The sequence below is a fragment of the Bradyrhizobium sp. LMTR 3 genome (assembly GCF_001693485.1).
GTDB lineage: Bacteria > Pseudomonadota > Alphaproteobacteria > Rhizobiales > Xanthobacteraceae > Bradyrhizobium.
On record NZ_MAXC01000014.1, the window covers coordinates 14,036 to 34,911 of the forward strand.

The window sequence follows — 20,876 nt, forward strand, 5'->3', positions numbered from 1 at the left end:
CCAAGCAATCCAATCATTTTTGAACGCCCGGCCCATGAACATGATCGCACACGATCATTAACCGAACGTCGCTTCACTTGAAGTGAGTCCCGGCTCACCTTATTCCGCACGTAGGCCGGACGGAACACCCCCACGAGCAAACCGCCGACGAAACTCTTCACGTGGGGCAATCGGGCCACACTTCTGATTTCGAAGAGGATTTAGCTGGCCGCCGCGGGCGATTATTGGGCGTGGGAAGGGCTGAAAGGCTAGAAAACGAAGGCCGGAACAAGTTCCATGCCGGGCAGCACGGGGGCAGCGGCATCGAACAGCGTCCGGTGACCGAAATCGCCGTGCGAACAGGTCACCATGGTGGCCCGCGCCGGCTGCGACTTTGCAAAAACGCCTACCAATCGGCCACCATTCCGGAGTTGCCCGTACAGCCGTTCCGGCACGATCTCGGTTGCGCCGTTCAGCACGATGACATCATAAGGTGCGTTCGCCGGGTCACCATCGGCAGGCGCCGCGGTCCGAACTGTCACGTTTCCACAGCCATTGGCGGCCAGAATCGCCTGTGCCCTCGCCGCCAGCGCCGAATCGCTCTCCGTCGCGGTCACTTGGGTCGCGAATCGCGCGATCACGGCAGCGGCGTAGCCGGTGGCGCAGCCGACTACGAGGACGCGATCGGTCGCCCTGATCTCGGCCGCCTGCAGCATCTTCGCCAGTACTGCCGGCTTGATCAGGAAGCGCTTGGCCGAGCCCCCTTCGCTGACGTCGAGATCGAGATCCAGATAAGCCAGCGCCTGCTTGTTTTCGGGAACGAAGGCCTCGCGCGGCACCGCCAGCATGGCATCGATAATTCGGATATCGGTCACGTCGCTCGGACGCACCTGACCATCGACCATTTTCTGGCGCGGGGTCGCAAAACCGGACATAGGCGAAGACCTTGAAAGCATGCGGCGTTGCCGCCGGGGAGCTGAAACCGGGCCATCTTTGGTACAAGCTCCGGCAAAACGCAACATGCGGGCGCCTGTTGCGAGCCCACCGCCGCCGGTGCAGGAAAAGCCGCTGCTCTCGCCTACTCTATCGGGACGGCTAATCGAGCGATCAGCCGCGCCACCTCGTCCAGATGTTCGTTGTCATGTTCTTCGACGGCTTGCGCGAGCCGATGCAGGCATTCGTCGTCGCTCATGGCGGGAATGTCGCTCGGAACGATCGGAGGTGCCGCACGCGTCAGTTCGGTCACTTTGGCTGGCATCGAATCAGCTCCCGTGAAACCCGGCACCACGGAGGCTCCGGGCCAATTGAGTCGAATTGGCGGCCCGATCCAGGACCCCCATAGATGACGCAATTGCCTGCGCCCGGTTCCGTCCGCCGTCTGCCCCGGGGACGAAAGCAGCCACAAACCGTTGTAGTGCGGGGACTTTCCGGCGCTGCTTCAAGCAAATGCGCAGTCTGTGATTTGGTCCTTTGCAAGCCCGAAAGGCTTTGTTATACGCTGCCCGCTCGCGAACCTTTGTTTCGCCTATTCCTCGGTAGCTCAGCGGTAGAGCATTCGACTGTTAATCGAATGGTCGCTGGTTCGAATCCAGCCCGGGGAGCCAATCGGCCTATTTTTCCGTATCCGCCGTCCGCCTCCATCCCAAATACCCGAGAAACCCTTTAATTCGCAGGGGTTCGGGGCCGGATAGCCAACAGGGCCAACGTCCGGCGCAGGCGGCGTTTGCGGCCTGCCGTCTCGGTCACGTAGCGGAACCGTGATCCAGATCAAGATCGGCGCTTGACAGCCGCCCAAGGAATTCGAGCAATAAGTTGCTCAACCCGCTTTCTGGGCCGGACGCTTCGCGGCTGGGTCCCGCGCTTGTGTACGGTCGGCCGCCGCGATGCCGACCCGGCCGCTTGCTGCTCGGTGATCTGGAGCATGTCACCAATGAAACGCTGTCGCGCTGCTTTCGCAATCGCCGCCAGCTTGTTCGCACCAGTTGCGCAGGCCAATGATGCGTTGGAAGCCAAGGTGCGGGCCTACGTTCCGGTCGTCTCCCTCGCCAAAGTATGTGACATCAGGATCAATGACGCCACCTTGGATGACCACCGCGCCATGCATGAAGCGGTGAAATCCGACCCGAACGCCAACAAACTTGCCTATCGCCTCCATTATGAAACGCAGACGGCCTACATCAAGGCCCGCGACGGAGGTCAACGGGCCACCTTCTGCAAGGACTTCATCGCAGCCAACAGCCAATACGCCAAGGCGCGCTTCACCGCCGTGGTCGAGGACCACATGAGCGACGTCAGCACTAGTGTGCAGAAAGCGATTGCCCACAACGTCTGCGGTGCGCCCCCCGTCAAGCTGTCCAAGGCCGACTGGAAACCGTACGCGCAAATCAAAAAGATGCTTCAGATCGCGCAGAAGTTGGCCAAGGAAAACGCCGAGACGAACGGCTGGAACATCACCGAGGAAACGACGGCGGTCACGGAACAGTTCTGCGCGGCGGTAAAAACCCGATGAGCATCACCGCCGCCAAAGTCCGAGTCCCGCTGATGCGTCTTTGCGCGGCCCCGGTGGTCCCGGGGCCGAGTGCCCAGTCCGCTGTCTGCATCGTTGTCGTCTCCCATCGACATCAGGGGGTCATTGTGCATCGCGCGTCGTTAGGAAATCCCCCGGGGAGAAAATCCTGACCTCTGGGTGAGAGTTGAGATAGATCGCTCGATCTCGTGCGACAACTCCGGCGACGGCGAAGGACTGGTTGAACGATGTGTAGTACAGCATATGCTCTTGCTCTACGGGTGACGTGGCATACTCGAATTGGTCGGCGACGCTCTTTGTGCCCTGCTGAAGAGTGAGGCGGGTTGGCAGCATCGTGAAGAGCGACTCCGGTATCTCACCATTGAGCGCCTGTACGTTAGAGAACCACATCACCTGGACGCCTCCACCGTTTGGTACCCAGCTTCCGGTGACTTCCTGGTGCAACGCGAATCCGAGTTTGGCAGCGAACGTCAGAACGTGATGGTTCAACAGCGGACCGTCTGCGCGGAGTGGATGACCGTCACGAGGAATGTTCCTCCGTTTGCGAGCTAGTTTTTCCGCCGCGCGGCCCATGTACATCTCATGGAGAACTGCGGGCATGTTGTTGCTGACCGCCCTGTATAATCTCACGACGTCATCCCGAGCAGTGTCCGTTTCAACATTAGACCAGCTTCGCGCGAGCATCGCGGCGATCAAATCGGTATGACGGGTGTTGTAATTGCAGGCTTTGCAAGCTGGAAATTCTAGTCCTTTCGGGCGATGCTTTCCCACAAATACGATTTTCGGTGGCATGTGTTCGACGGTCGTCGCGACGTTCGCGCCAGCGCAATAAATGCAACCTGGCGCACCGGCGAGCATTGCCGCGAGCGTCTGTCGCTTTATTCGAGCTTGTCCCACGATTGGCACTCCGGCGATTCGAGGGTGGTAGTTTAGCTGACAACCTGATATTTTTTACCTTGTTCTTCGCGATGAAATCTTGGGTTGAACCCCATGATGGATTGCCTTCAGGATCGCCATCTGCGCCAGCATCATGATCCGCCGCTCTGCCGCGATGTCTTCGGAGGTAACCGACGATCTGGTCGGTTGCATCACGCAAGGTCCGCAGGCTGTGGCCTTCAACTGTTTTCGGATCGTCGAAGCGGTCCATCCTTAGTGGTCGGAATACGCTACTCCCTCTTAGGTCAAGAAACGGCTCTTGACGGTCGACGGCACAGTGCCTCCCCCCTCCCAATGAGGGCAAAAACGATTTGGCCGCACAAGGTGATTGTATCGTTTGCAGCCGCATTTAGCTCTGCATCCGCCAAGCGCGCCGTTCCGTGAAAACTTCAAGATCGAGGCCTACGAACAGATGTGGTCGGCGGCGACGCCGCTCTGAAACGGCCGGCACACATCATCGCCTTGATCGAATACGTCAGTGTCGGTGTCGGAGCCGACGCGCCGCTCCATCCGGCACAGGCCTGCTCAGTCATAGTCATAGGCCTCAGGGCGATGTTTCGTAGATCGCTCGCCCCGTGCGCATGATCCGCGCATCGTCCACGATCGCGATCGCGCGGCGCGCAATCGTGAAGATCGCATCAACGTCAGCGTCACTGAACTGATCGGCATGCAGCGATGCATCCGTCAGTCGTCACGGTAAAGGCCAAGCTGCTTGGTCTTATCGAGCGCGCCGCCGTGCACCTGGGACATGAGTTGTCCTTCCCGGCTCAGCCTAAAGGCCTCCGCGACGCGTTGAATAAGCTCCTCATCCGCATCATCAACTTCAGTCCCAAACTCGCTTACCGCGAATGACGCAAGAAGCAGTGAACTGACGGCAGCCTGCTTTCTGATATGAGCACTACGCCGAACCACGGGCTTTGAGAGAGTCGCAGTGCTCCCCCAAATATCGAGGATCACTTTTCCGATTTCTTCGACGCCAAGGACGGCAAGCGCAAAGGCGCTGGCGAAGCGGGTGTGGTCGAACAAAAGTTTTGCATCCTGCAAAAGCCGCGCAGCATTTGCGATGACCGCCGTGCGTTCGTGTGGTTCCATACTGATCCTTCCCGTCACCAGTCGTTGAGTTCGAGAATCAAATCAGAATCCGGACCCTGGTCGGGGTCTCTGCCGGTGAGCGCATTCAGTTGATCGCTCACGCCTGCTAGCCGTATCTGGATTGTCTTCAATCGCATTTCGAGTTCGCCCACCGTCCACACGGTGACCGCGCCCAGCCAGCATATCAGCGTGTCCGTCCGACCCAGATCGAGAAGCCACGGCGCGGAGATCGCACCGATTGCCATGATCGCCATGCCAGCGCGCCGCCACGATCGCATCCGGCGATATTTTTTCAGCGCGCCCTTAAGCTCGAACTCCATGTCGCCCCCTCCCGAAATTTAGTCGCAACCAGCGTAGACTTGTTTGCGGGCGGGGCACGGCTTGGTTTGCCAGTATCCACAGCGGACAGGCGTCGACGCCGTAGGAAGGCGCTACAGCGCGGCGGGAGCGCCCGGCTATCCGGACCACCGGCCAGCCCGAGCCAGCGCACAGGCGGCCACGCCGGGCACAGGCTAACGGGACGCCTGCCGCGCGATCCGGGCGGCCTATCCCCGGGCAGAACATACAGAGGCCATAGAGGCCCAATTTACAGTACCGATTTACAGTATCGGCGGGCCTCGAAAAGCGGAAACCCCTTGATTTATACGGCTTTTCCCTCCAACTGGGATCCAGCCCGGGGAGCCAAAATCATAGATTTTCAGCTATTTATAGACGAGAGGGTTGAGGCTGCTTTCTCGGGGCAACATTTTGCAAATTTTGATTTCTGAAGTTTCTTAGTTGGAGTCGTCGTTCCAACCGCGCCTCATCTGGCTTCATCTGCCGTCGCGAATACCACACGCCGACCGCGGCGACCGGTAGCGGCGAGGAACGCCGACCCCTTTCGTGCACTGGACGCGAAAGGAGGATGCCATGGTGCGGGATCCTTGGACTTTGCGGCGGCCTTTGCGTAGTGCACCCATCGTTGAGAGTAGTCGCCGTTACTGGAAGGGCGCGACTAAAGCGCAGACTGCGCCGGCAGCTAAAAGTGCCCACATAGACACTAAAACTACATCAATCGATCCCGGGTGTTCGCCATCTCGCACTAAATCGAAGTGCCGCGAATTCTGGTCGTCCTTGTAGGTGTGAAGGTGCATCGAAATACTCCTTCTTCGTAGCTGTGCCCACCAATCCGCGACCAGCACGCCGGTTCCCCCCGATGAGGTCCGCGATGCAATTTCATGTTCGCTCGCACATTCCTCCAACCGATGGCTATCCCTGACTGGCAACCGTAAAGTCGTGACTGCTGCTCTGCTTGTCGCCGTGGCGCTGTCGTCCCTGCCGCTGCAGGCAGGCGCGCAGGTTCGGAGTTTCCAGGCGCAGCCCCTGCAGCGCGCGACGTTCGCAGCCTGTGCGGTACCGCAGGCGGGCACCACCGACACGGTGAGTATTGCGGGCCCAACATCTTCGGAGATTGCCGGAAGCCCGTCGGCGCGATAGCCGAATGGACCGCCCCCAGAAAATCACCTTCGGAGAAATGCGGGAAGCCGGCGTGTCCGGTGTGGTCGTCTTCTGCGGCGGTTATCACTGTAGCCCCTCCACAGCCCTCACGACACTTTATAGGAATCATCCTGGCGTCCCTTCAGCTAATAGGAACCTGCGGCGGGGCGGCGGAGTCGAATCCCACCTCCGGCGCTGAAGCCCCCAGGCCGGAGGAAAACCTGCCTAGGTTGGCGGTCCCGGCGCTAGCGCGGTAAAGCGCTGGGGCCGTTTAGGGGCTCGCTGGATAGTGGCATGGCCCTGCACTTCAGCCGCGTTGCTCCCGCGATAGAGGAACTGGAGATATGGAGCGCGAGCGAGCGCGGCTTCTCATTTGTAATCAGTAACGAAAATACCAGTGGTCCTGGACTTCACGGGCGGCCTGGCTTTGTCGCTTCTTGGCGCCCCATCAGTTTAAACAGGCATGCCATTAAGGTAGGTGGATCACCCTTTAAGACGTTTGCCGAAGCTGAGAAGGCCTGTGAGGCCATACTGGCGCACCTGACCAAATAGCCTCGGATCTGGCGTCGCCCTTGCCCAGCCCGGCCGCCTCGGGTTGGATATCCCGGGGAGAGGAGATGGCAGAGCAAATCAGGCTGCAGCCGTGAGTTTGACGAGTCCATCGAGCTGCCGGACGGCCGGACGCTCGTCTACCTTCGGGCTCAGCATGTAGGTTGCTGCGTCACCCTGTCTCCCAATGAACGCGGCCTGCCGGAATGGCAAGCCGCGGCGGAAGCGCTGCTGCTCGTCGCCGGCTCGGCGGCCCTACGATGTTCGCGTGTATCGGCGTCATGCGGGCATTGAGCCGTCACGTCGAACGGGTCTTTGATCCCGGTCGCAAGCGTCATCATTGGGGCGGGCGGAAACTGAAGCACGACGAATGAAAGTGATGACGCGAAACTAGTTCATTCCCTCGTCTAGCTCTGGAACATCCCACAACGAAATTGCCAATATGATTAACGCGGGCGTCCAAGCTAGCATGGCTCCAAATGCAATGGCCTGCACTGTGGTCATGGATTGCTCCTAACCGTGCCCTTATCTGCGAACTCAACGAAAAACGGACAGAGAAGTTCCTTTCCACGGAACTCCTCGACGCAAAGAAGGCCGCGTGAATCACTGCCTGCGCCCGCGAATGAAAGAGGCTGCCTGAGTTAGCGGCCTCTTCGCAAAGGCTCTGCCCACAAATTGAAGCGCCCGTAAGACTCCGGATGTGGCTCTCAAATTAGACGAATCCTGTTGAAGCCGCAGTCCCCCCTCTTCACAGTGAAGTATGAGTAATAGTTAGTGAGGGTTTTTTAAAATGCCTTCTCTTCAGCCACGTATTGACGCCTACTCCACCCTGTCCGCAAATCTTCTGACTGAACTCCGCGATTTGGATTTATTGCGCGAGTTGGTCAGGCAAGCACATGTAGCGGCTGCGGTCCGTCGTCGAAGGTCCAGCAAGGAAGCCCGCCAGCATGAACCCCTTATCTCACCGGCCTAGCCGCCACCGCTCGAACTTGAGCCGGTAGCGGGCGATCAGCAGGCACGCACTAACCGAACACGCCGGGTTGCCAGTCCTGACGGCCGATCTGCTCCTGCAAGCCGTCATTATCGGCAATGCCACTCTCGGCCAGATCGAACTCGAAGTCTGGCAGGCAGTGCTCGCCGGCCGACCACGCCTCTTGGGACGTTTTTGTTTGCCGGTATTTCGAGCGCCCTACTTCGCCGCAATCGCGGCAATGAACAGCGCACAAGCCGCTGTCGATGAGACCGTCCGCACGTGGTTCCACCACGTCCAATCCGTCAGGTAGCGCGCCCATAGCGAGGCGGCCTCGTGGCTTGTGGGATCGGTCGCGGCAAGCGCGTTGTTCAGGGGCACGTTGAAGACCATCGTCACGACGAACATGCCGAGCACGTAGAGCACGCCGCCGGCCAGCATCGCCATCGCGCCGGGCTCGCTCCAGCGCAACAGCGCGGTCACCGCCAGCGCCGCACTCGCCGCCGTCGTTCCCAGGAAAATCGGCATGAACAGCGACTGCACGATCGTGACGTTGATTGCATTCATCGCCGCAATGCCGGAGGCCTGTCCGATCCGGCCGAACGCCGTCATGATGAAGGTCGAGAACGCGAAATAGAGCCCGGCGAGCAGACCGCAGCCGATGCCGCAAAACCACAGCAGACCGGTGATCAATACCTCCAGCATGATCATGTCCTCCAGACACCGGTCGCGGCGGTTCGGCGGGCATAGTCGGAAAAGTCCCGCGCCGGACGCCCGAGCGCCTGCTCGACGCCGTGCGCGACACCCGAATTGCGCCCGTCGAGCACGACGGTGAACAGTTCCAACATCAGTTCGATGACGTCGTCCGGCATATGGGGCCGCATGGCGGCCGCAAAATCTTCCGCTGCGATCTGCCGGTATCGGACCGGGCGGCCGGCGGCATCGGCGATCTCGGCGACCGCTTGCGCGAACGTCAGCGCGCGCGGTCCCGTCACCTCGTAGACCTTGCCGACATGGCGCCGATCCGTCAGCGCCGCGACCACGACTTCGGCAATGTCGTCGGCATCGATAAACGGTTCGGGCACGGCGCCGGCCGGCAACGCGATTTCGCCGGCGAGCACGCCCTCAAGCAGATAACCCTCGGAAAAATTCTGATCGAACCAGCTTGCGCGCACGATGGTCCAGGGAACGCCGGATTGCTGCAGCGCCGCCTCCGCCCGCTGCGCGCCCGGCTCGCCGCGTCCCGACAGCAATACGACGCGTTCGAGCCCATTGTCGCGCGCCAGCCGGCCCGCTTCCGCGATCGCATCAGCGGCACCTTCGACCGCAAGGTCCGGCTGGTAGGTGACATAGGCCATCGAGACGCCGGCAAACGCGGCCGGCCACGTCTCGGGCCGGGTCCAGTCGAACGGGACAGGCGCCGAACGCGATACTGGCCGCGTCGGGATTCCGCGCGCCTGCAGCAGTGCATCGACGCGCGCGCCGGTCTTGCCTGCGCCGCCGACGATCAGGATCGGGAGTTCTGACATGGATCACTCCTTTCGGAACATAATACGAGAATATATCGTATTTGCTAAACCCGATAAACTCTCGTATTGGTAACGTCAAGTCGCTTTTATGTGAGAGGACCGATGGCGAGGCGAAAAGCCGGACAGAAAGTGGCCGCAACGGCTGCGCCCGTGTTGGCGCGGCTGGTCCCAACCCAGCAGCGCAGCCGCGAGCGGTTCGAGAAAATCCTGCAATGCGCGGCAGAGCTGATGGCCGAGAAAGGCAGCGAAGCCTTCCGCATGAGCGACGTCGTCGAACGCAGCGGCGTGCCGTTCGGCTCGCTCTATCAATACTTTCCGGACAAGACCGCGATCATCGGCACGCTCGCGGAACGCTACAACGCGTTCGGCCGCGATTGCGTGCGGCGCGATCTCGCCGTGGTCAGGACTACCCGCGATCTGCACCCGGCCCTGTGCCGCATTACCGACAGCTATTATCGGATGTTCATGGAAGTACCGGTCATGCGCGACATCTGGCAGGCGACGCAGGCCGACCGGGCGCTGCAAAAGCTCGACGAGGAGGACGGCGTCTATCTCGCCGGGCTGCTCGGCGACACCCTGCGGCGGATCGCACCCGATGTATCAGCAACTGCGCTGGCCTCGTTTTCCCAACTGATGATGACGCTGATCGCGGCGACCGTCCGCCATGCCATCACGCAGGACACAAAGGAAGCCGCCCGCATCCTCACTCTGTTCAAGCGAATGCTGCCGAAGAATCTGGCGGCGCTGGAGATCTGAGAACGTCGGCGCGGGAATGCCGTGTCGCCGCCCCTACCGCTCGAACACCGCGGCACAAGCCGCGCTCAGGCTCGCCTTCTGCCGGCGCAGGCATGCGGTGATCGCACGCGCGTTCGGGATCTCGCCGGCACAGAGCCGGTAGACGTCGGGCGTGCAGGCCCTGCGCTGTTCGGGCGTGCCTTGCTGGGCATGAGCCGCACTGCTCGCCATCAGCGTCAGCAGGAAACCGAGCGTCGAAGCCCGGCGGGAACGACGGAGCAGTGCCGCACTTCGCGCAAACCTTGCCTTCATGACCGCGTCTTCCTGGACCATGCCCGCCTTGGCAAGGCGGGCGTCATCCAAGCCGAATACGCGAGTTGATTTCTGCAAAATGTGATTTTTCTCACACGCGCCGCGCGTGGGCGGACCTAGTGTTTGCGCGAGAGTTCAACACTTTAGTAACCAGCTTTGCCGCGGCCGCCGGATCGATAAAATTCGAACGATCCGCTCAATCTGGGAACAAAATGCTTTTGAGATCATCGCCTCTGGAACCCGGAGAGCGCGATGAGCGAAGTCGAATACGATCTGCTGCTGGAAACCGTGCAGACGGCCATTGCGCCAGCCCCGGAGGATGATTTCGTGGTCCAGACCCAGCGCCTTTATCCGTCGCCGCGCGCCGCCAACGACAATGGGACCTCTTGGCCGCTGGTTCCGTTTCCCGAGGGCTGGCACGCCGCCTGCTGATCGCGGCCGGCTTGCGGCGACCTCTCATATAATCGGTCTAAGTCATTGATTATATGAATGGAGGCCACGACCAGAATTGAACTGGTGTACACGGTTTTGCAGACCGTTGCGTAACCACTCCGCCACGTGGCCCCATCGGGAGCGGATCAATATAGAGTGTCAGGCACTTAGGCAACCACCCTCGCCCGCTCTCTCGCAAACTTCTGAAACTCGAAGACCGTGCCAGTTCTGAAACTGGCGTGCCCGATCCCGTTCGGGTCGATCGGATACTGTCCGTATTTGAGCCCCAGTGTCCTAAGTTGATTGTCCTAAGTTGATTTGGGGAGTGTCCTAATTTGCCATAACATCCCCGGTGGGAGAGGTACATGAGCGCACTCACCACACTAGCCATCTATCTCGGACCCTTCATCGTGCTCGGGATCGTCACGAAGCTTCTAATGAAGCGAAGGGCGGTTGATCTCAGCGACGTTCAATCGGAAGCGGGCCCGAACCGGAGACCGCGCAAGGTGTTCCTCCTCGGAGCATGGCGGACTGAAGATTAGGACCGCCTCAGTCGGCGGACGTATTGCCAAGACGATTGTTCCGCAGACCCAGCTTGGCCGTCCTTGCGCGGATGCCCCCGACTGTCCGCTTCATTTCCAGCGCGATGGCCCTCGGGGGCTTGCCGCTGCCGATCAGCGAGCGAAGCAGCGCATCGTCTTCCGCCGTCCACTCGGCGCCGCTCAGTTGAAAGCGGTCTTCGCAGCCCGTTTCCTTGGCCGGTGCCGCAAACCGCTCCCAATCCAGCGTCTCATGGAAAATGACGACAAAGGCGATCCAGAGAACGATGGCCCGCCCCTCGGACAGGGCGGCCGATTTGAGATGTTCTGCGCCGAACGTCGCGGGCCGCAAAGCGTCCAGCGCAGGCCAGATCTCTGAAGCGATCGAATTGACGAAATAGACGTATAGCGACACGAAGGGGCCGGAGACGACGGCACCGATGGCTGCGATCAGCCAAAGCGGGAGTTTTCCCTTGGCTCTTTTGCTCACCAATTGGGTGGCGAGGCCGGTCAGACACCACGGCACGATGGCAAGCGAGAGAACATAAAGCGTCGCGCCGGCACCTCCCATGGTGGCCGCATACGGTCCAAGAACGACCGAAAGCACCGCCAGCACGATCGGAACGCCGCAGAAGAAAACGAGATCGATCAAAGCCTGTTTCGACAGGCGCCAATGCGCCACAAGTTCCATCGCGCTGCTCCGCTAGCATCCGACGCGTCAGTCATAGTGCGAGCAGCGGAATGGAGCAACGTGTGTCCGCAATGGACGGCGCAGGGCCCTCGCCGCGCCGTCCAGACATCGTGCACTGCTCAGACCCGATCTATTGCGTGAAGCCGCCGCCGTCCGACGGCGGGGTCGAGCGAGCGCCGCAATTGCGCCTCCAGTTCATCAAGCAGGAAGAAGCTGACATCGTCGACGGAGCCCTGGCCCTTGGCGAAAGGCTGTTCGAGCAGTCGGATCAGATACAGGACGTAGACGAACATGTAGGTGATGAATCCAAACAACAGGGCCGCGGCCGGATCGCCCTCCGTCTTCAGCAGGAGCAACAGGACGATGATCGAGAACACCAGCGTTTGCACGAGCACATGCACCGATGGGACGAATTCGACGCGCTGGATGGTGTAGATGCGAAGCAGAGCCCTGCGGATCGCATCCTGATTGGTGCGAAGGCGTACGACGAAATTCGCAGCCATGCCCATGCCCTCCAGTCGTCCGAGGATGGGCGTCAGCTTGCTGAGCTCGTCGAGCACGGGGGCAATGTTCTTGTGGTCGTAGGCACGGTCCAGGCCTTCGCGCAGTTTTGCAATGACCCCGATCAGGATCAGCCTTGGTTCCCCAAGATTGAAGCGCTCGTTGGTTCGCGCAAAGCATTCCAGATCGCCGTCGATTGCTTCGGTCGCCGTGCGCAGTGCCGTCGGAATTTGTTCGGCTTCCTTGTAATCCTTGAGAATGCTCGACAGCAGGAAGCCGATGATGAAGATGGCGCCGCCAATGCCGCTGGTCACCAGCCCGTTGAGTTCGAGGAACTCGAATCCGAAATAGTGAACGATTGCCTTGGCGCCGCCGAGTAACAGGACGATGACGCCGACCGTGAAGAACAGGCGGAACTTCTTTCGCAGGCTGATTTCGGCGCCGCCGAAAGGCAGATGCGAGGTGATGGAAGACGGCAAAGCGGCGATATCCTTTCCCTGGAAGCGCAGAGCTGTGAAAGCGCTGAAGACGAGCGCGCCCGGCCCGCTCGCCTCCAGATGCATGGCGCAGATAATCGCTGAGGCTGTAAATGGGTTCCCGTTACGGGTGGCGGCGTTGGCGACATGTCGCCACATGGCATAGGGGTGCGGTACGGCGGGCCGTGGCCAGCCAATCTGACCGACTTGCCATCATCCGGACCGCGGCCCATTACGGCCGGACTCAGGCGCATTCCAGCGAAAGAGCTCAACAGCCAAACAATAAGCCGCCAAAGGTGAACTGTGCTGCGCCTGAATGCCCGGTACGCAATTACAACAGCATGCTGATGGCCACGACGATGAACGGCGCGGCCACCAGCAAGACCGGCCAGAGCCGGAACATCAGGCGGCGATACTACCGCCTGCGGCGATCTTCTTTTTGAGCGTCTCGCAGACACTGCGGACTTCGGACGTCATCAGGGAGCAATCCTCGATCTGCAGGAAGTAGCGCTTGCCTTCCTCGCGATAGTTCGCAGCCAATTCCTTGATCTCGGACACCATGGCGTGAACGCCGGCCACCATCGCTTCACATCGCTTGGCGGCGTCGGTTAGTTCCGCACCGAGTGCCTCAATCTCTTTCACTGCCGCATCGTATTCGCGGACCACAGCTTCGGCCGAGAGTTTGCCGACCTGATTGACCCCTTCCTTGTGCTCGACATAGTCGGGCATCGGGCCTTTCGGCAACGGGTGGTCATCGCTGTCGGGTATCTCCCGGATAACGGGCGCTCGCCGGGCATTGTAGATGAGAGTACCGATTTCCCCCTCGATTTCATCAGCGTCAAGTAATGGAGAGCGAGTGAGAATCTCTGTGGTTAAAGACATCGACTTTGCTCCAAATAGTTACGCGGAGAGCGGAGAATTTAGCATCGTCAATGGGAATGTCATCCTTGTCCACAGGTCGCTATGTCTCCTTGCAGACATTGGAACCGCGACGTTGGTATCATGGTCATGACGGATAACGGAGCAACGCTGCACAATTTCAGATGCAGCAACGTCGTCGACGCAGCTCTTGCTTGAGGACCAAGAGCTACCCGCGCTTGCGACGGCGGTAATCCCGCTTCTTCGGCTTCGGTGCAAGTTCCGGCATCGCCGCCTGCACTTGCCGATACCTCGCCAGCATGCGGTCAAAGCTGGCGTTGAGTGTCGCCGCGATCTCGGGCCGCTTCTCGAGCCCGGCGAGCAGCAGGCCGGCGGCCTCGATGGTGGAGAGGCCGTCGCGGCGCGGTTCCTTGCGGAGTTTGCCGTAAAGCGAGGGGCGCTTCGGGCCCAGAATGATCCGCTGGCATTTCAGCATCCACGCGTTGCGCCACCACAGCGCCTTGGCCTGGCTCCATGTGCCGTCCAGCAGCACGACGCCTTCGATGTCGGACAGGATGGCGCGCTGGTGCGGCTCGACCTCGCCCTTGCGGTTGATCGCCACGATCTCGGCATCGGTGTCGAGATCGCTGACCTTGGCCGAGCCGAGATAGAGCACCGCCCAACGGGAGGGATCGTCGACCTTCCGTCCCAGTGCCTTGGAGAGGCTCGGCCAGGACAGGCCGATTTTGACGACCGCGTCCTTGAAGTGCATCGCCGTCAGCCGCGCCGTGCCGAGCGCCCTGTCCTGCTCCTGCGGATGCTGCAGGATCAGGAGCGAGATATTGCTCTCGATCGGCTTGATGCTGTCGCAGATGCAGAGCGGTAGCGGCTTGCCGCAATGCGGACAGTCCGGAACGGCCTCCACCGCGGTTCCGGCCTCGGAATTGGATTGGTCTGGCATCCGCCCGCTATACGCTTTCCGCAGGCAGTAATCCAACTATTCGGCAGGCGCGGCGATCGCGGCCGGCCGGGATCGCCGCCGCAGCCGGTCGATCAGGAGATAGATCACCGGCGTCGTGTACAACGTCATGATCTGCGAGACGAACAGTCCGCCGATAATCGTGATGCCGAGCGGCCGGCGCAGCTCGGTGCCGGGGCCGGTGGCGATGACCAGCGGAATGCCGGCAAACAAGGCCGCCATCGTCGTCATCAGGATCGGCCGGAAGCGGGCGCGGCAGGCCTCGAAGATCGCGTCCGCCGACGACAGGCCGCGGTGGCGCTCGGCGTCGAGCGCGAAATCCACCATCATGATGCCGTTCTTCTTGACGATGCCGATCAGCAGGATAATGCCGACAAAGGCGATCACGGTCAGCGGCGTATTGGTCACCTGCAGCGCCAGCAGCGCGCCGAGGCCTGCGGACGGCAGGGTCGAGATGATCGTGATCGGATGGGCGAGGCTCTCATAGAGCACGCCGAGCACGATATACATCGCCACCAGCGCACCGAGGATCAGCAGCGGCTGCCGCCCACTGGTCTTGTTGAAATCGCCGGCACTGCCGTCGAAACTGCCGCGGATGCCCTCCGGCATATGCAGCTCCTCGACCGCGCGCTGGATATTGGAGGTCGCGACCTCCAGCGGCACATCGGGCAGCAAATTGAACGAGACCGTCGTCGAGGGGAACGATTGCGAGTGGTACACCGCAAGCGGCGACAGGCCGCGCTGGTAGCGCACCACGGCCGATAGCGGCACCTGGGCGTCGTTGGCGCCCGCCACGTAAATCCGCTCCAAATTGGAAGGATCACTCTGGAATTTCGGGTCGATCTCCAGCACCACCATGTACTGGTTGCGCTGGGTATAGATGATCGAAATCTGGCGCTGCGCGAAGGCGTTGTTCAGGGCGTTGTCGATGTCCTGGACGCTAACGCCGAGGCTCGAGGCGGTCTTGCGGTCAATCACCAGCGACAATTGCAGCCCGCCGGGGTCGCGGTCGCTGGAAATGTCGGTGATGCCCTCCACCGTCTCCATGCGCTTGGCGACCAGCGGCGCCCATTTCTGCAGGAGCTCGAGATTCGTGCTCGACAGCGTATACTGGTAATCGGAATCGCTTTGCCGGCCGCCGGTGCGGAGGTCCTGTGCCGCGAACATGAACAGGCGGATGCCGGCGACCCGATAGAGATTTCTGCGCAGGCGATCGATCACCTGCGCCGTCGACATGCCGGCTCGCTCCTCCGGCGGCTTCAGGCTGATGAACATGGTGCCGCGGTTGGAGCCGCCGCCGCCCGGACCGGCGGTGCCGCCGAGCGAAGAGCCGATGGCGGCGACCGCCGGATCGGCCATCACGATATCGGCCAGTTGCTGCTGCAGCCCGAGCATCGCCTGGAACGATGTATCGGGAGATGCGCGCGTGGCGCCGATCACAAGACCGCTGTCGTCGGTCGGGAAGTAGCCTTTCGGCGTCTTGATATAGAGCACCACCGTCAGCGCAATGGTGGCAAAGAACACGAGCAGGGTCAGGAACGGGAAGCCGAGCACCGCCCGCAGCGTCCAGGTGTAGAAGGAAACGATGCGCGACAGCGTGCCCTCGACCAGCCGGTCGAACCAGGTCGCGCGATCGGAAGTCGCTTCCTTGATATAATGCGCGCAGATCATCGGCGTGATCGTGAGCGACACGACAGTCGACACCACGATGGCAAAGGTCAGCGTCAGAGAGAATTCGCGCAACAGCCGGCCGACGATCCCGTCCATGAAAATCAGCGGCGTGAAGGCCGCGATCAGCGACAGGCTGATCGACAGCACGGTGAAGCCGATCTGCTTGGCGCCTTCCAGCGCCGCCGGATACGGCGCCATGCCGTGTTCGAGGTTGCGGTACATGTTCTCGATCATGACGATGGCGTCGTCGACCACGAAGCCGACCGAGATCGCCAACGCCATCAGCGACAGATTGTCGATCGAGAAGCCGGCGAGCCACATGCCGGCGCAGGTGCCGGCCAGCGCCAGCGGCACCGAAACGCCGGCCGCAATGGTCGGCGTCAGCCGCCGCAGGAACGCGAACACCACCACCATGACGAGAAATGCCGTCGCCAGCAGCGTGTACTGCATGTCGAGCACGCTGGCGCGGATGGTGCCGGTGCGGTCGACGAGCGTCGAAATTTCCACCCCTCCCGGCAGCCACTGCTTCAGTTCCGGCAACACCGCCTTCACCCGATCGACAGTATCGATCACGTTGGCATCGCCCTGCTTGGTGATCTGGATCAGGACCGCCGGCTGCTTGTTGAACCAGGCGATCGAGCGGCTGTTGCGGACGGAATCCTCGACCTCGGCGACGTCGGCGAGGCGGACGAAATTGCCGGCCGAGCTCTTGATGATGATGTCGCGGAATTCGGCCGCGGTGCGCATCTGCTTGTTGGTCGAGATCGTCTCGCTCTGGCGGCCGCCGTTGAAAATGCCGACTGGTCCCAGCGGATTGGCGTTGATGATGGCGAGCCGCACGTCGTCGGTGGCAATCCCGGCATTCGACAGCGCCACCGGGTTCAGCGCAATCCGTACTGCCGGCTGGTCGGCGCCGGTGACGTTGACTTCGCCTACGCCCGGAACCTGCGAGATGCGCTGCGCAATCACGGTATCGGCGACGTCGTACATCGCACTCGTCGTCAGCGTCTTCGACGTCAGCGCCAGCACGAACACCGGGGCGGCTGCGGGATTGGCCTTGCGGAATCGCGGCAACGACGGCAGGTCGGTCGGCAGATCGGCCAGCGAGGCGTTGATCGCCGCCTGCACGTCGCGCGCGGCGCGGTCGATGTTGCGGCCGATCGAGAATTGCAACTGGATGCTGGTGGTGCCGAGCGAACTGGTCGAGGTGATCCGGTCAAGGCCTGCAATCTGGCCGAGCCGGCGTTCCAGCGGCGCGGCAACCGTCGAGGCCATCACGGAAGGATCGGCGCCGGGACGGGTGGCGGACACCCGGATCATCGGGAAGTCGACGTTGGGCACCGACGAGACCGGCAGAAAAACATAGGCGACCATGCCGACCAGGAAGAGCCCGATCGCCAGCAGCGTGGTACCAACCGGCCGGCGGATGAAGGGCTCCGAGATCGATGCCATCTACTGCATCCCCTCGGTGGCACCGGCAACCGTGGGTCCGGGGGGCCCGGGGTCCGGCACCGCCTTCTCGATTTTCCGGTTGAGCCGGTCGAGCGCCAGGTAAATCACCGGCGTCGTATAGAGCGTCAGCAACTGGCTCAGCAGCAAGCCGCCGATGATGGAAATGCCGAGCGGAAAGCGCAATTCTGCGCCGGTACCGCTTTCGATCGCCAGCGGCAGCGCACCGAACAGCGCCGCCAGCGTCGTCATCATAATGGGGCGGAAGCGCAACAGGCAAGCCTGCACGATGGCTTCGTTCGGCGACATGCCCTGATGCCGCTCGGCTTCGAGCGCGAAGTCGATCATCATGATCGCGTTCTTCTTGACGATGCCCATCAACAGGATGATGCCGATCAGGCCGATCACCGACAGGTCCTGCCCGAACAGCATCAGCGCCAGAATGGCGCCGACGCCGGCGGACGGCAGCGTCGAGAGAATGGTGATCGGGTGAATGTAGCTCTCATAGAGAACGCCGAGCACGATGTAGATGGTAACGATCGCCGCCAGAATGAGCCATGGCTGGCCGGCCAGCGACTTGGAGAATTCGGCCGCATCGCCCGAGTAGACGCCGACGATGCTGCCGGGCATGCCGATCCTGGTCTCGATCTGCTTGACCGCCTCGACGGCATCGCCCAACGCCTCGCCGGGGGCGAGGTTGAAACTGAGCGAGACGGCCGGAAACTGCGCGAGATGCGAGATCGCCAGCGGCGCGGTGGTGCGGGTCAGCGTCGCCACCGCCGACAGCGGCACCTGGGCGCCGGGCGCGCCGGCGGTCGTGCTCGCGGCCCCCGGGAGATAGAGTTTCGACAGGATCGACGGATCGCGCTGGTACATCGGCATCGCCTCCAGCACGACGCGATACTGGTTGGCCTGGCCGTAGATCGTCGAAATCTGCCGCTGCGCAAAGGCGTCGTTGAGGGTGTCGTTGACCGCCTGGAGGCTGACGCCGAGCTGGCCGGCGCGTTGACGATCGATGTTGAGCGCGGCGCGCAAGCCGCCCTCCTGCGCTTCCGACGAGACATCGCGGAACAGCGGATCCCGGCGCATCTCGGCAATGAGCTTCTGCGACCACAACGAGACCTGCGCGGCATCGGTGCCGGTCAGCGTATACTGGTACTGCGAGCGGCTCGACTGGGTCGAGATCTGCACGTCCTGCACCGGCTGGAAATAGATCGTCATGCCGGGAATTTTCGCCGTACGCTGTTTCAGCCGGTCGACCACCACGGAAATATCATCGTGCCGCTCGCCGCGCGGCCTGAGCGTCATCACCAGACGTCCGACATTGGTGGTCGGATTGACCGATCCGGCCCCGATCACGGAGACGACGCCGATCACGTCCGGATCGGCCTGGATCGCGGCCGCCGCCGTCGCCTGCCGGCTTTGCATCTCGGCAAAGGAGACGTCGGGACCGGCCTCGGTCACTGCGGTGATCGAGGCCGTATCCTGCAGCGGCAGAAAGCCCTTCGGCGCGATCACGTACATGACTAGCGTCGCGGCGATGGTGGCGAACGTCACCACGAGGGTCGCGCGCTGGCGCTGCAGCACCCATAGCAGCGTGCGATGGTAGAAGGCGACCATGCGATCGATGAAGCGGCTGACGGCGGCAAGCCCCGGGACCGTCATCTCTTCCCCAACATGCTTCAATAGCCGCGAACACATCATCGGCGTCAGCGTCAGCGAGACGATCGCCGAGGTCACGACCGCAATCGTCAGCGTCAGCGCAAATTCGCGGAACATGCGCCCGACCAGCCCGGACATGAACAGCAGCGGGATGAAGACCGCGATCAGCGACACCGTCAGCGAGATCACGGTAAAGCCGATTTCACTGGCGCCCTTCAGCGACGCCTCCATCACCGACTCGCCGTCCTCCATGTGACGGACGATGTTCTCGATCATCACGATGGCGTCGTCGACCACGAATCCTGTGCCGATCGTCAGCGCCATCAGCGACAGGTTGTCGAGGCTGAAGCCGGAAAAATACATGATGCCGAAGCTCGTGATCAGCGACAGCGGCAGCGCCACGCCCGCGATCAGGGTCGCGCGCAGCGACCGCAGGAACAGCAACACCACCAGCGTCACCAGCACCACGGAAAGGATCAGCGTGAACTGGACATCTCGCACCGAGGCGCGGATGGTGACGGTGCGGTCGGAGACGATGGTCAGATTGACGCCGGCCGGAATCGCGCGCTGCACCTTGGGTATTTCGTCGCGGATCTGCCTGACGACCTCGATGACGTTGGCGCCGGGCTGGCGCTGGATGTCGATGATGACGGCCGGCGTGCCCTGATACCAGCCGCCGGTGCGATCGTTCTCCAGCCCGTCGATGATGGTGGCGACGTCGCCGATCGTGACAGGTGAGCCGTTGCGATAGGCGATGATGATGGGCTTGTAGGCCTCCGCCGCCGCAATCTGGTCGTTGGCGGCAATGGTGTAGGCCTGCTGTGCGCCGTCGAGTGATCCCTTCGGCCCTGAGACGTTGGCGCCCGCGATGGCGTTGCGCAGATCCTCCATCGAGATGCCATAGGCGGCGAGCCGCGCCAGATCGGCCTGCACCCGCACCGCAGGCTTGAGCCCGCCGAGGATCGCAACCCGTCCGACGCCGGAAATCTGGCTGAGCCGCTGTCCCAGGATCGTGTCGGCGATATCGCTCATGGCGCGCAGCGAAATCGTCTCCGACGTCAGCGCCAGTGTCAGGACCGGCGCATCCGCCGGGTTTACCTTGGCGTAGGTCGGCGGATACGGCAGATTCCTCGGCAGGATACCCGCCGCTGCGTTGATGGCCGCCTGCACGTCCTGGGTGGCGCCGTCGATGTCGCGGTTGAGGTCGAACTGCAGCGAGATCTGGCTGACGCCGAACGAGGAGGTCGACTGCATCGAGGACAGCGACGGAATCTGCCCGAGCTGGCGCTCCAGCGGCGCCGTGATGAGCGAGGCGACCACGTCGGGGCTGGCACCCGGCAGTTGCGTCGTCACCTGCACGGTCGGGAAATCGACCTGCGGCAGCGCCGACACCGGCAGCGCCCAGTAGCCCAGCGCGCCGCCGATCATCAGCGCGATCCCGAGTAGCGAGGTCGCGATCGGCCGGCGGATGAACGGTTCGGAGACGCTCATGGTTGCGTGCTCACTTTACGAA

21 protein-coding genes and 2 tRNA genes are annotated in these 20,876 nt (G+C 61.8%); 7 read left to right on the forward strand and 16 right to left on the reverse strand.

The features are described from left to right. Positions 1-248 precede the first annotated feature (248 nt). Both LMTR3_RS14565 and LMTR3_RS14570 read right to left on the reverse strand, forming a co-directional pair. The gene (locus tag LMTR3_RS14565) at positions 249-914 is read right to left on the reverse strand and encodes a protein-L-isoaspartate O-methyltransferase family protein (RefSeq protein ID WP_065745784.1); all 666 of its coding nucleotides are present in this window, start codon (positions 912-914) and stop codon (positions 249-251) included. Positions 915-1,057: 143 nt separating this feature from the next. After that, a complete protein-coding gene (locus LMTR3_RS14570; protein ID WP_065745785.1) occupies positions 1,058-1,237 on the reverse strand; it encodes a hypothetical protein in 180 nt (59 codons plus the stop codon). A 271-nt stretch (positions 1,238-1,508) separates the two neighbouring features. Here LMTR3_RS14570 and LMTR3_RS14575 point away from each other — a divergent pair. Together LMTR3_RS14575 and LMTR3_RS14580 are read left to right on the forward strand one after the other, a co-directional pair. Next, positions 1,509-1,583, forward strand: a tRNA-Asn gene (locus tag LMTR3_RS14575). Positions 1,584-1,909: 326 nt separating this feature from the next. Beyond that, the gene (locus LMTR3_RS14580; RefSeq protein WP_065745786.1) at positions 1,910-2,488 is read left to right on the forward strand and encodes a hypothetical protein; all 579 of its coding nucleotides are present in this window, start codon (positions 1,910-1,912) and stop codon (positions 2,486-2,488) included. A gap of 120 nt (positions 2,489-2,608) precedes the next feature. Here LMTR3_RS14580 and LMTR3_RS14585 read toward each other — a convergent pair whose 3' ends face one another. From LMTR3_RS14585 to LMTR3_RS14595, 4 genes are all read right to left on the reverse strand, one after another. Beyond that, complete coding sequence (locus tag LMTR3_RS14585; protein WP_141686621.1) at positions 2,609-3,079, reverse strand: hypothetical protein; 471 nt, start codon at positions 3,077-3,079, stop codon at positions 2,609-2,611. Positions 3,080-3,167: 88 nt separating this feature from the next. Beyond that, the gene (locus LMTR3_RS37585; protein WP_141686622.1) at positions 3,168-3,653 is read right to left on the reverse strand and encodes a hypothetical protein; all 486 of its coding nucleotides are present in this window, start codon (positions 3,651-3,653) and stop codon (positions 3,168-3,170) included. Between the two features lie 473 nt (positions 3,654-4,126). Next, a complete protein-coding gene (locus tag LMTR3_RS14590) occupies positions 4,127-4,534 on the reverse strand; it encodes an AbiV family abortive infection protein (RefSeq protein ID WP_065745788.1) in 408 nt (135 codons plus the stop codon). Positions 4,535-4,548: 14 nt separating this feature from the next. After that, the gene (locus LMTR3_RS14595; RefSeq protein WP_065745789.1) at positions 4,549-4,854 is read right to left on the reverse strand and encodes a hypothetical protein; all 306 of its coding nucleotides are present in this window, start codon (positions 4,852-4,854) and stop codon (positions 4,549-4,551) included. 955 nt (positions 4,855-5,809) lie between these two features. Here LMTR3_RS14595 and LMTR3_RS37590 point away from each other — a divergent pair. Both LMTR3_RS37590 and LMTR3_RS36410 read left to right on the forward strand, forming a co-directional pair. Next, entirely contained in the window at positions 5,810-6,010 is a 201-nt protein-coding gene (locus tag LMTR3_RS37590) for a hypothetical protein (RefSeq protein WP_141686623.1), read from the forward strand. A 294-nt stretch (positions 6,011-6,304) separates the two neighbouring features. Further along, on the forward strand, positions 6,305-6,562 hold the full coding sequence (locus LMTR3_RS36410; protein WP_084029634.1) for a hypothetical protein: 258 nt from the start codon (positions 6,305-6,307) through the stop codon (positions 6,560-6,562). Positions 6,563-7,748: 1,186 nt separating this feature from the next. On the opposite strand, the gene LMTR3_RS14600 is transcribed toward LMTR3_RS36410, so the two are convergent. Both LMTR3_RS14600 and LMTR3_RS14605 read right to left on the reverse strand, forming a co-directional pair. Beyond that, complete coding sequence (locus LMTR3_RS14600; protein ID WP_065745790.1) at positions 7,749-8,234, reverse strand: anthrone oxygenase family protein; 486 nt, start codon at positions 8,232-8,234, stop codon at positions 7,749-7,751. 2 nt (positions 8,235-8,236) lie between these two features. Next, positions 8,237-9,058 (reverse strand): NmrA family NAD(P)-binding protein, encoded by an 822-nt coding sequence (locus LMTR3_RS14605; protein ID WP_065745791.1) that lies wholly within the window; start codon positions 9,056-9,058, stop codon positions 8,237-8,239. 102 nt (positions 9,059-9,160) lie between these two features. Here LMTR3_RS14605 and LMTR3_RS14610 point away from each other — a divergent pair, with 102 nt between their 5' ends. Continuing rightward, complete coding sequence (locus tag LMTR3_RS14610; protein WP_065745792.1) at positions 9,161-9,814, forward strand: TetR/AcrR family transcriptional regulator; 654 nt, start codon at positions 9,161-9,163, stop codon at positions 9,812-9,814. Between the two features lie 33 nt (positions 9,815-9,847). Here the strand turns inward: LMTR3_RS14610 and LMTR3_RS14615 are convergent, their stop codons facing one another. Further along, positions 9,848-10,105, reverse strand: a complete 258-nt coding sequence (locus LMTR3_RS14615) for a hypothetical protein (RefSeq protein ID WP_065745838.1) — start codon at positions 10,103-10,105, stop codon at positions 9,848-9,850. 252 nt (positions 10,106-10,357) lie between these two features. Between LMTR3_RS14615 and LMTR3_RS14620 the strand changes: the two genes are divergently transcribed. Beyond that, positions 10,358-10,537, forward strand: a complete 180-nt coding sequence (locus LMTR3_RS14620; protein WP_065745793.1) for a hypothetical protein — start codon at positions 10,358-10,360, stop codon at positions 10,535-10,537. Between the two features lie 58 nt (positions 10,538-10,595). Here the strand turns inward: LMTR3_RS14620 and LMTR3_RS14625 are convergent. After that, a tRNA-Cys gene (locus LMTR3_RS14625) sits at positions 10,596-10,669 on the reverse strand. Positions 10,670-10,902: 233 nt separating this feature from the next. Here LMTR3_RS14625 and LMTR3_RS38550 point away from each other — a divergent pair. Continuing rightward, positions 10,903-11,079 carry a hypothetical protein gene (locus tag LMTR3_RS38550; RefSeq protein WP_176721907.1) on the forward strand — a complete coding sequence of 59 codons (177 nt, stop codon included), beginning with the start codon at positions 10,903-10,905 and terminating at the stop codon, positions 11,077-11,079. 7 nt (positions 11,080-11,086) lie between these two features. Here LMTR3_RS38550 and LMTR3_RS14630 read toward each other — a convergent pair whose 3' ends face one another. The 6 genes from LMTR3_RS14630 to LMTR3_RS14655 form a co-directional block, all read right to left on the reverse strand. Then, positions 11,087-11,767, reverse strand: a complete 681-nt coding sequence (locus tag LMTR3_RS14630) for a hypothetical protein (protein WP_065745794.1) — start codon at positions 11,765-11,767, stop codon at positions 11,087-11,089. Between the two features lie 119 nt (positions 11,768-11,886). Further along, positions 11,887-12,831, reverse strand: coding sequence for a hypothetical protein (locus LMTR3_RS14635; protein ID WP_245319889.1), 945 nt, complete (start codon positions 12,829-12,831; stop codon positions 11,887-11,889). 315 nt (positions 12,832-13,146) lie between these two features. Further along, positions 13,147-13,626, reverse strand: coding sequence for a hypothetical protein (locus LMTR3_RS14640; RefSeq protein ID WP_210184700.1), 480 nt, complete (start codon positions 13,624-13,626; stop codon positions 13,147-13,149). Between the two features lie 205 nt (positions 13,627-13,831). After that, positions 13,832-14,563: a tRNA-uridine aminocarboxypropyltransferase gene (locus tag LMTR3_RS14645; RefSeq protein WP_065745795.1), complete on the reverse strand. Its 732-nt coding sequence runs from the start codon at positions 14,561-14,563 to the stop codon at positions 13,832-13,834. Positions 14,564-14,599: 36 nt separating this feature from the next. Then, the gene (locus LMTR3_RS14650; RefSeq protein WP_065745796.1) at positions 14,600-17,704 is read right to left on the reverse strand and encodes an efflux RND transporter permease subunit; all 3,105 of its coding nucleotides are present in this window, start codon (positions 17,702-17,704) and stop codon (positions 14,600-14,602) included. Further along, positions 17,705-20,854, reverse strand: coding sequence for an efflux RND transporter permease subunit (locus LMTR3_RS14655; protein ID WP_065745797.1), 3,150 nt, complete (start codon positions 20,852-20,854; stop codon positions 17,705-17,707). Positions 20,855-20,876: the final 22 nt, after the last annotated feature.